This is a genomic window from Pseudomonas sp. MYb541, from assembly GCF_037479595.1.
GTDB lineage: Bacteria > Pseudomonadota > Gammaproteobacteria > Pseudomonadales > Pseudomonadaceae > Aquipseudomonas > Aquipseudomonas canadensis.
Map to the genome: position 1 here is coordinate 109,471 of NZ_JBBGYS010000018.1, position 9,971 is coordinate 119,441.

Consider the following 9,971-nt stretch of genomic DNA (forward strand, 5'->3'; position numbering starts at 1 on the left):
CGTTTTATTTTGTGAGGTCTTTATAGAATGGCCGGCAGGTCTAAAACCAATACCGATTTCAGACCGATCGATACCCAAGGACCAGGATGCTCGACCTACGCAAGCTGCGTTACTTTCTGACGGTCGCCGAAGAATTGCACTTCGGCCGAGCGGCCATTCGCCTGCACCTGGCGCAGCCGCCGCTGACCCGCCAGATCTCGGCGCTGGAGACCGAGTTGGGCTTCAAGCTGTTCGATCGCACCAGCCGCACGGTCACCCTCACCGCGCAAGGCCGCTCGTTCCTGCCCTATGCCCGTGGTGTGTTGGAGCAGGTTGAGTTGGCGCAAGTGATCGCCGGCAAACTGGCGGCGGGCACTGCGGGGCAAATGACGCTGGGGTATGTGAGTTCGATCGCGCTGTCGGATCTGTTCAGCCAGGCGATCCAGGCATTTGCCCTGCGCTTCCCCGATGTCCAATTGACCCTCGTGGAATGCGCCTCCGGCAGCCTCGGCGCGCAGGTGGCGGATGGGCGGCTGGATATCGGCTTGAGTCGCCTGTTGCCGCAAGGCGAAGCGGTGCAAGCGCTGTCCCTGGGCGAAGAAAGGCTGGTGGCCGCCGTGTCCAGTGAGAGCCCGTTGGCCCGCCAGGCAAGCGTCAACCTGGCGCAGCTCAGTGCCTACCCGTTGATCCTGTTTCCGGCGGATTATGGATCGGGGCTCAACCAGTCCATCGAGCAGCTTTATCGGCATCACGGCCAGCCTCTGCGCCCGGGCCCGACCGGGCGGCAGATCACGTCGATCATTGCACTGGTGGCAGCCGGGCAAGGTGTGGCGTTGGTGCCGGCATGTACGCAGAGTTTGATGAATAAAGGCGTGACGTACCGGCCGCTGGCGGAAGTGGATGCGTGTGCGCAACTGTTAGTTCTTACCCGAAAACAAGAACACAACTTATTGATCCAAGCTTTTATGAACGTAATAAATAGAGTGATATAGCCTAGATAGCGTATCAAGGGTTTTGAAAGAGCCCTCGTACGTTCCTTTCGGAAAATTCGTTCAATATGAATGGATGCGGTCGCGTTGATTACAAAGCTTTGGTGGTTATGGTAAGTACCCTTTTGAGGGTTCAATGATGCTTTACCCGATTGCAATTTCAAGCGGCGACGAGGGTCACGCCTGGGGCGTGGAAGTGCCGGATATTCCCGGTTGCTACTCCGCCGGTGACGACCTGGACGACGCCATGGCCATGGCTCGCGAAGCCATCGAAGGGCACTTCGAGATACTGGCGGAAGACGGTGCACCGATTCCCAGTGCGCAGAAGGTCACCCTGCATGCAGCCAACCCTCAGTACGCAGGCTGCACCTGGGCCGTGGTGGACATTGATGTCACCAAGTATCTGGGCAAGGCGCAGAAGCTCAACATCACGCTGCCGGGTTACCTGCTCAACCGCATCGATGAATATGTACTGCATCATCCGGAAGAAAAAAGCCGCTCGGGGTTTCTGGCGTCGGCAGCGCTGAAAGTGCTTCAGCAGGAACATTGATTAAGCCCATCCCTACAGGGGTAAGAACATTCGCCTATTACTATGGGAAACCCCTTACCCAGAAACAGGACAACCCAGAATGCTCCCGCGCGGACAAAAAACGCCGAGGCCGGTCTTTAGAAAAGTCGTGGGGCTGGTGCTGGTCATTCCACTGCTGGCCCCGCTGATGCCCTTGCCCCCCATAGGTCTCGGAGGCCTTAAATCGATAGCGACCGTTGCCGGGTCCATCTATGGCGCGTGGTACGCGAGGCAGCATGCCAGTCGAGGTCTGACAATCGGTGCGGCCATCATTGCTCTGCTCAATGTCGGCTCACTGGTCGCATTGTCGACGCCCTCGATAGCCTGGTTTATCTTCCTGGTCTCCTGGGTCTATGGCTCGGGCAATTGGATTCACTGGCGTTTTTAGCCGCGTGGAGTTCCATCGCAAGAAACAGGGTTCCCCCACGGTTTACAAGACGGATAGTAATGCCATACAGCGTCAAGGATCAGGCCCATGCCCTACGAATACAAACTCATGCCCTCCCCCGTCGGCCAACTCACCCTGGTGGCGCGCAACGGCAAACTCGGCGCCATCCTGTGGGAAACCGAGCGCGCCAACCGTGTGCGTTTGGGTGAATTGCGCGAGGCCAATGACAGCCCGGTGCTGCTGGAAACCGAACGCCAGTTGCAGGAATACTTCGCCGGTGCGCGCAACCAGTTCGAGCTGGAGTTGGACTTTTCCGGCACCGATTTCCAGAAGAGGGTCTGGCAGGCACTGCTGACGATTCCTTTCGGCGAGACCCGCAGCTACAGCCAGATCGCCCAGCAGATCGGCAACCCGAAAGCGGTACGCGCAGTGGGTGCCGCCAATGGGCGTAACCCCATCTCGATCATTGCGCCGTGCCATCGGGTGATTGGTGCGTCGGGTGGGCTGACCGGCTTTGCAGGAGGGTTGGAGGCCAAACAGTATTTGCTGGCGCTGGAAGGTACAGGTCAGGCTCAATTGGCGTTCTGAAGGCCCTCAGCAAATGTAAAAAGAAATTTCAAAGAATCCCTGCGGTCCATTATTTCATCACCCCCTTCCAAGGAAAACGGTCATGAAATTCTCCGCAGTCTCCCAATCCCTGTCCCGTTGGGCCGGCAGCCCGCGCACGTTCTACGCGGCAGTGGCGTTGATCCTGGCGTGGAGCCTGAGCGGGCCGTATTTCCACTACAACGACACGTGGCAACTGATCATCAATACCTCGACCACCATCATCACCTTCCTGATGGTGTTCCTGATCCAGAACACGCAGAACCGCGACAACGACATCCTGCATATCAAGATCGATGAACTGCTGCGTGTGTCCAAGGATGCACAAAATGCCGTGCTCAGCCTGGACGGCCTGGACCGCAAAGAGCTGGAGAAACTGCGCCAGGAATACCGCAGCATCGGCAACGCGGGTACGGTGAGCCTGAATAGCAGTTGCGGTCATGCTGCCGACGATGCGGCACCGACCAAGACCGATTTGAACCAGGCATAAAAAACGGCGGTTGGATCTGATCCAACCGCCGTTGTTTTATTTCAGGTGACGCACTTAACCGTCGCCTTGATGACCTTTACCGTAAGTCGACGCCAAGGCGCGAGCCTTCTGCAAACGCTCTTCCAGCTTGGGCAGCGTCTCATCGACCAGCGCTTTTATCTCCGGCACATCCGACGCCGCGCCTTCCTGTTTGAACAGCGCGATGGCGTCTTCGTTTTCCTTCACCTGCTGTGCGGTGTAGGCCGCATCAAACGAGTCGCCGTCCTTGAGTTCAGGCATCAGGGTTTCGGCTTTGTCGACGATCTTTTCCCGCGGCGCCACCGGCAGATCAAGCTTTTTGGCGATGGCCGCCAGGTGCTGGTTGGCCAGGGTGCGCTCATTGATTACCTCGATGGTGTAGTCCTTGATCTCTTGGGAAGAGGTCTTGGCGTGGGCCATGCGACTGGTTTCGATATCGGCCATACCCTTGGCCGAAGCCTGCTCGATGAATTCAGCAGGCGACTGGGCGAAAGCATTGCTGGCGCCGAGGCCCAGCAGCATCGCGAAACTGGCGGTGCGTAACCGGATAGCCATGCGGCTCATGATGGGTTCCTCCAGGCTGAAAATAAGGGCGGGGGAACACACCCCGCCCTCAATTCGAATTTTCAGGGCGGCAAAGGTTTAGAAAAAACTCGCCAGTGCGACGAACGGTCATCTTCAAATCAAGCGGGTTTGCTGCCAAACAGGCCCGGCAACGCGTGCGCCAGAGCGTTGATGGCGAAGCCAATAAACATTACACCGCAGAGCTTGGTGATCAGGATTTCATGGCGTTGATACAACGTACGTACCCGTTGGGCGCCGACCACGCCGATGAGGATCGCGTAGGCCAGCAGGCCGCCGACGAAGCTGAGGAAGATCAACGACGGCAGCATCGACCAGGTCAGCAACTCGGCACGGCTGGACAGCAACGCCGTGAATGTCGCCACCGCCACCGGGTACGCCTTGGGGTTGGTCAGGCCGAACACAATGCCATGCCAGAACGGATGCCGTGCAGCCCCTTGAGGCGCATCGCTGCTGCGGCGCTGGGTTCGAATCGCGCGCCAGCCAAGCCAGAACAAATACAGGCCACTGAGCACACCAAGCACATCAAACGCACTGCTGCCCACTTCCCGCGCGCCAACGATGGCGATCAGCGCTGTCGAGCACCACACCACATCTCCCAGCAGGTGCCCGCACAAGAACCCTGCGCCGGCACGCCGGCCACGGGCGGCGCCGATGCCGAACACGGCCAACACCCCCGGCCCCGGTGTAATACCGTAGATAAAACCTGAAGCAAGCACGGCGAGCAGCAAGGATGGGGTCATGGGCGTGACTCAGACAGAGGGTTGAACAGTGAAGGGATTCTGCACGTTCCCGTGCTATGGGTAAAACTTCATTCCGGCATAGGGCTTGACGCGACAGGCTTGCAACCGCGAGGCCAGGTCGCCGACATGGGCTTCGAGCTTGTGGCCGTCCGGGTCGAGGAAATAGAACGAGGCACCTTCACTGCGGTTGTCACGCCACTCCTGCACATCCTCCGCACGCAGGCGTGCCACCAGTGCGCTGAAATCATCTGCAGCCACTGTGAACGCGTAATGGGTGTAGTCGGCCGCCGGCTGCGCAGTGCGCAATGGATCGAGCGACAAACATAACCACAGGCCCGGCAGCGAGAGGTAGGCGCCGGCGTCCCAGGTAGCGTCCAGTTGAAGTTGCAACAGCTGATGATAGAAGCGGACGCTGCGATCCAAATCGGTGACAGCGAGGGTGAGGTGGTTGAAGCCAGAAAGCATGGTGTTGTTTTCCTGTCAGCGGTGGCCCTTGGACAATACACCCTGCACCTGCCCAATCAACCACTGCAACCCCGAATCCCCGCCCCGGCGTACATGCCACGCCAATTCAAACGCAAACGATGGAATATGAAAGGGCGGCGGTACGGCCAACAAGTGCTGGTGATCAATATTCAGCAAGCCACGCGTCGAGACGGTGAGGATCAGGTCGGTGCCTTGGATCAACTGCGGCGCTACGCCCCAGTGCGGCAGGCTGATTGCTACGTGTCGACGTTCACGAATCGCCGTCAGTGCCCGCTCGATTTCCGGTGTGCCGCTGCCACGCATTTCCAACAAGACATGGGGCCGTGACAGGTAGGTGGACAGATCCAATGTGCCACTTGCCGACAGGCTGTTGCGGTCCACCAGGCAGGTGTAGTGCTCTTCGAACAACGGCGTAGTACACAGTTCTGCGGGCATGTCGGGGAAGACCCCCGCCGCCAGGTCAAGGTCGCCATTGAGCACGCCCTCCACCATGCCTTCACGGCTGGCCTGGATGATTTGCAGATCGATACCCGGAGCCTCGCTGCGCAGCATCCGCACCAGGTCGGGTAGGAAAATCGCCGCACTGTAGTCAGACATCGCCACCCGAAACCTGCGCTTGGCCGACGCCGGGTCAAAGCGATTCGGCGCCAGCAAGGCCTGCACCTGGGCCAGGGCTTCAGCCAGTGGCGCGGCCAACTCCAGCGCGCGAGCCGTCGGCACCAGGCTACCGCCCTGGCGCACCAGCAGCGGGTCACCCAGCAGGTCACGCAAACGCGCCAGCGCATGGCTGACCGCCGGCTGGCTCAGGTGCAAACGCTCAGCCGCACGGGTGACGTGTTGCTCGCTGAGCAAGGCGTCGAGGATCACCAGCAGGTTGAGGTCGATGCGGCGCAGATCATTCATCAGCTGCATGCTCGGCATAAGAACTTGGAATTTAAATTTGCGCGACGAATAGCCTAGAGTCCAGCAAAACCTCTGGGAGATTGGACATGACGACGTTGCATTGGGTGGGTTTGTTGGCGCTGGCGGTCATCGGCGGCGCGGTGGTGCCGTTTCAGAGCGCGATCAACGCAAACCTCGGGCGCGGGCTCGGCCATCCATTGTGGGCCACCCTGGCGTCACTGCTGGTGAGCATCATCGTGTTGCTTCCGGTGATTCTGGCGATGCGCTTGCCATTGCCAAGCCTGGCGTTTATCAGCAAGGCGCCGCTATGGATGTGGGCCGGTGGTGCGTTTGGCGTGTGCTTTATTGCCCTGGCGTTGATGCTGCTGCCCAAACTGGGTGCGTCGGGGTTTATCGCGCTGGCCATGGCTGGGCAGATTTTGGCCTCGTTGGTGCTGGATCACTTCGGCCTGTTCGGCCTGGTGGAGCGCCAACTGACAACGCCCCGTGTGCTGGGGGCGTTGTTGTTGATTGGCGGGGTGGCATTGATTCAGTTCAGCGCCACACCGGTCCGAGCGTTGGCCACCGCTGGCTGATCAGCCTTTATCGAGCATGCGCAGTTTTTGCGGCAAGCCCCACAGCAGCAACGCTGCTGCCAACAGCGCGCACACGCCGATCACATACAGTGCCGGCGTGGTGCTGCCGGTGAGGTCCTTGATGCGTCCCACCATCACCGGGCTGACAATGCCACCGAATTGTCCGAGGGTATTGATCACCGCAATACCGCCCGCTGCACCGGCTCCGGCACCGGCCAGCAACTTGGGTGGCAGGGTCCAGAAGGTCGGGATCGAGGCGATGATGCCCGCGCCCAGCATGCCCAGGGCGATAATCAGAAAGGTCGTGTGGTCGGCGAAAATGCCGGCACTGAAGAAGCCCACCGCCCCCAGTACCACCAGGCCACAGACGAACTTGCGACGCTCACCCGTGGCATCCGACAGCCGCCCGATCACCACCATGCTGATGGCGCCACACACATAAGGAATCGCCGTGAGCAGGCCGATCATCACCGGGCTCTGGGTGCCCGCGCTGCGGATCAACTGCGGCGCCCAGAAGTTGAGGCCGTAGGACGCCACCTGGATCAGAAAGTAGATGAAACCGAGCATCAGGAACCCTGGAATACGGATCGCCGACAACAGAGAACCACCGTGCTGGTTCGGCTCATGCTTGGCGATGCGACTGGCCAGCAAGGTTTTCTCCGCGGGTGTCAGCCAATGGGCATCTTCGATGCGGTCCTTGAGCAGCGTCAGCACCAGGAAGCCCAGGCCGATGCACGGCAAGCCGCCGAGCAGGAACAACCAGTGCCAGCCGCGCATTTGCAAGACGCCGTCGAGGTGCTCCAGCACCAAGCCGGAGAACGGTGCGCCCACCAGGCCGGCAAAGGCCGAGGCCAGGAACAGCATCGAGGTGATGCGCCCACGGAAGTGCTGCGGGAACCACAACGTCAGGTAATACAGCACGCCGGGCGCAAAACCTGCCTCCATTGCGCCGATCAGGAAGCGCAGCACATAGAACTGCCATTCTGCCGTGACAAACACCATGGCCGCCGTCGCCAGCCCCCACGACATCATGATCCGCGCAATCCAGCGCCGCGCGCCGACCTTGTACAGCATCATGTTGCTCGGCACTTCGAAGATCACGTATCCCACCACGAACAACCCGGCGCCCAGGCCATAGGCGGTGTCGCTCAGGCTAAGGTCCGCTTGCAACTGGAACTTGGCAAAGCTGATGTTGATACGGTCAAAAAACGCGAACAGGTAGCACACCATGATCAGTGGCATCAGGCGCCAGGCGACCTTGCTGACCAGGGCTTTTTCGGCATCGATTTCAGCAGCCGGGCGCGCGCCGGCCTCCAACGTATTAGTGCTCATGGTTTCTCTCCAGCGGGCTGCTCACAGGCGCCCGATTGTTTTTGTTGTCTGGTGCGGTGCTACAGCGTGGCGATGTAGGCCGGCGGCGGATGCAGGTCGCCATTGCGCCCGGCCTTGGCCACCTGGCCAGGTAGTTCATGGCCCAACAGGGCCGGCAGACGGCGGGACATGTGCAGCAGGTGCGGCAGGTCGATGCCGGTGTGAATCCCGACCTCTTCGCACAGGTTGACCAAATCTTCAGTGCAGATATTGCCCGACGCCCCCGGTGCGAACGGGCAGCCGCCCAAACCGCCGAGCGCCGCGTCAAATCGACGGGCACCGGCCTCATAAGCGGCCAGCACGTTGCATAAACCCAGGCCGCGGGTGTTGTGAAAATGCAGGGTCAGGTCGCTGGTGGATACGCGCTGCAACACGCGCTTGACCAGCCGTTCCACCTGGCGTGGATTGGCCATGCCCGTGGTGTCGGCCAGGCTGATGCCCTGGATGCCCAGTTCAAGGTAAGCGTCAACGAATTGCAGCACGCGGTCTTCATCGATCTTGCCTTCAAACGGGCAACCGAACGTGGTGGCGATGCTGCCGTTGAGCCTCACCGGGTGGTCAGCGGCAACGCTGACGATCTCGCCAAACGCCGCCAACGACGCTTCACAGCGCATGCGCATATTGGCCAGGTTGTGGGTCTGGCTGGCGGACATCACCAGGTTCAACTCATCGGCACGGGACTCGATGGCACGCAGGGCGCCCTTGAGATTGGGGATCAGTGCGACATAGATAACACCCGGCTTGCGTTGGATGCCCTGGAACACTTGCTCGCCATCGCGCAATGCTGGAATGGCCTTGGGCGAGACGAACGAACCGGCTTCGATCCGTGAAAAACCGGCCAGGGAAAGCTGGTCGATCAAGGCGATCTTGTCCGCCGTTGCGACCCAGGTCGGCTCGATTTGCAGGCCGTCACGCGGGGACACTTCCTGCACGATCAGCGGGTCTGAATAGTCTGTGATCATTGCACCACTCCCGAGGTTTTCAGGCGTTGGATATCGGCGCCGGACAGGCCCAGGCTGCCGAGAATTTCGTCGGTGTGTTGCCCCAGAGACGGGCCCTGCCAGTTCACGCCGCCAGGGGTGTCCGAGAGTTTAGGCACGATGCCGGGCATCTTTACCGACACACCGCCAGGCAGCTCGGCATTGAGCAACATGTCACGCGCCTGGTAGTGCGGGTCACTGACGATATTCGCGACGGAGTAGATGCGCCCCGCCGGTACCTCTGCGGCTTCAAGCGCGCTGAGCACGTGGTCGATGGGCAGGCTGCTGGTCCAGTGGGTGATCGCGGCGTCGAGCAGACCGCTTTTGGCGGCGCGCCCATCGTTGTGGGCAAACTCGGGCGCTTCGGCCAGGTCGGCGCGGCCAATGGTGTGCATCAGGCGCTTGTAGATCGGGTCACTGTTGCCGGCGATCACCACGTAGGCACCGTCGGCTGTCAGGTAGGTATTGGAGGGCGCAATGCCCGGCAAGGCACCGCCGCTGCGTTCACGCACATGGCCGAGCATGTCGTATTCCGGCACCAGGCTTTCCATCAGGTTGAACACGCTTTCGGCCAGAGACACATCGACAATCTGCCCGTCGCCCTGCCCCGTCTTGACCCGCAGCAGCGACATCAGCGCGCCGATCACACCGTGCAACGACGCCAGGGAATCCCCCAGGCTCACGCCGACCCGCGCCGGTGGCGAGTCCGGGTTGCCAGTGGTGTAGCGGATACCGCCCATGGCCTCGCCGATGGCACCAAAGCCAGGGCGGTCGCGATACGGACCGGTCTGGCCGTAACCGGAGATGCGCACCAACGTCAGCTTGGGGTTGAGGGCGTGCAGCACGTCCCAGCCAAGGCCGAGTTTTTCCAGGCCGCCGGGGCGCAGGTTTTCAATCAGCACGTCGGCGTCACCGAGCAATTGCTTGATCAGGTCCAGGCCTTCGGGCGACTTGAGATCCAGCGCCAGGGACTTTTTGTTGCGCGATTGCAGGTACCACCACAGCGACGTGCCTTCGTGCAGCTTTCGCCACTTGCGAAGCGGGTCACCTTGGCCCATGGCCTCGATCTTGATCACCTCGGCGCCAAACTCGCCCATCAACCGGGCGGCGAACGGCGCTGCAATCAAGGTGCCGATCTCAATCACCTTGATACCGCTCAGGGGAGCCGTCATGGGGTGTACCTCTTATTCTTGGAATGTGGCGCCAAGACTAAAGGCCAGGAACAGGATAAATCCAACCGTCAGTTGGCAAGGAGCATTCGCCAAATACGAACGCCCCTACATGCTCAGTGCT

At 60.5% G+C, this 9,971-nt stretch carries 13 protein-coding genes; 6 read left to right on the plus strand and 7 right to left on the minus strand.

Features of this window, described 5'->3' with window-relative positions; genetic code table 11:
* The first annotated feature begins 86 nt into the window (after positions 1-86).
* The 5 genes from WH299_RS13485 (at position 87) to WH299_RS13505 (ending at position 3,020) form a co-directional block, all read left to right on the plus strand.
* Complete coding sequence (locus WH299_RS13485) at positions 87-971, plus strand: LysR family transcriptional regulator (RefSeq protein ID WP_339550477.1); 885 nt, start codon at positions 87-89, stop codon at positions 969-971.
* Between the two features lie 136 nt (positions 972-1,107).
* Positions 1,108-1,518 carry a type II toxin-antitoxin system HicB family antitoxin gene (locus WH299_RS13490; RefSeq protein WP_339550478.1) on the plus strand — a complete coding sequence of 137 codons (411 nt, stop codon included), beginning with the start codon at positions 1,108-1,110 and terminating at the stop codon, positions 1,516-1,518.
* A 79-nt stretch (positions 1,519-1,597) separates the two neighbouring features.
* Positions 1,598-1,924 carry a hypothetical protein gene (locus WH299_RS13495; protein WP_122724835.1) on the plus strand — a complete coding sequence of 109 codons (327 nt, stop codon included), beginning with the start codon at positions 1,598-1,600 and terminating at the stop codon, positions 1,922-1,924.
* A gap of 87 nt (positions 1,925-2,011) precedes the next feature.
* Entirely contained in the window at positions 2,012-2,512 is a 501-nt protein-coding gene (locus WH299_RS13500) for a methylated-DNA--[protein]-cysteine S-methyltransferase (protein ID WP_122724833.1), read from the plus strand.
* Positions 2,513-2,594: 82 nt separating this feature from the next.
* A complete protein-coding gene (locus WH299_RS13505) occupies positions 2,595-3,020 on the plus strand; it encodes a low affinity iron permease family protein (protein ID WP_028619315.1) in 426 nt (141 codons plus the stop codon).
* 54 nt (positions 3,021-3,074) lie between these two features.
* On the opposite strand, the gene WH299_RS13510 is transcribed toward WH299_RS13505, so the two are convergent.
* The 4 genes from WH299_RS13510 to WH299_RS13525 form a co-directional block, all read right to left on the minus strand.
* Complete coding sequence (locus WH299_RS13510; protein WP_016975135.1) at positions 3,075-3,602, minus strand: DUF4142 domain-containing protein; 528 nt, start codon at positions 3,600-3,602, stop codon at positions 3,075-3,077.
* 119 nt (positions 3,603-3,721) lie between these two features.
* The gene (locus WH299_RS13515; RefSeq protein WP_339550480.1) at positions 3,722-4,363 is read right to left on the minus strand and encodes a LysE family translocator; all 642 of its coding nucleotides are present in this window, start codon (positions 4,361-4,363) and stop codon (positions 3,722-3,724) included.
* A 54-nt stretch (positions 4,364-4,417) separates the two neighbouring features.
* A complete protein-coding gene (gene fos / locus WH299_RS13520) occupies positions 4,418-4,828 on the minus strand; it encodes a fosfomycin resistance glutathione transferase (RefSeq protein WP_122724827.1) in 411 nt (136 codons plus the stop codon).
* A gap of 15 nt (positions 4,829-4,843) precedes the next feature.
* A complete protein-coding gene (locus WH299_RS13525) occupies positions 4,844-5,761 on the minus strand; it encodes a LysR family transcriptional regulator (protein ID WP_445262708.1) in 918 nt (305 codons plus the stop codon).
* Positions 5,762-5,838: 77 nt separating this feature from the next.
* On the opposite strand from WH299_RS13525, the gene WH299_RS13530 reads away from it, so the two are divergent.
* The gene (locus WH299_RS13530; protein ID WP_339550483.1) at positions 5,839-6,327 is read left to right on the plus strand and encodes a DMT family transporter; all 489 of its coding nucleotides are present in this window, start codon (positions 5,839-5,841) and stop codon (positions 6,325-6,327) included.
* On the opposite strand, the gene WH299_RS13535 is transcribed toward WH299_RS13530, so the two are convergent.
* The 3 genes from WH299_RS13535 to WH299_RS13545 are packed head-to-tail and all read right to left on the minus strand — an operon-like array spanning position 6,328 to position 9,850.
* Positions 6,328-7,659, minus strand: a complete 1,332-nt coding sequence (locus WH299_RS13535) for an MFS transporter (RefSeq protein ID WP_339550484.1) — start codon at positions 7,657-7,659, stop codon at positions 6,328-6,330. It abuts the gene before it with no gap.
* A 59-nt stretch (positions 7,660-7,718) separates the two neighbouring features.
* Positions 7,719-8,660, minus strand: a complete 942-nt coding sequence (locus WH299_RS13540) for a hydroxymethylglutaryl-CoA lyase (protein WP_339550486.1) — start codon at positions 8,658-8,660, stop codon at positions 7,719-7,721.
* The gene (locus WH299_RS13545; RefSeq protein WP_122724819.1) at positions 8,657-9,850 is read right to left on the minus strand and encodes a CaiB/BaiF CoA transferase family protein; all 1,194 of its coding nucleotides are present in this window, start codon (positions 9,848-9,850) and stop codon (positions 8,657-8,659) included. Before WH299_RS13545 ends, WH299_RS13540 begins: the two co-directional genes overlap by 4 nt.
* Positions 9,851-9,971: the final 121 nt, after the last annotated feature.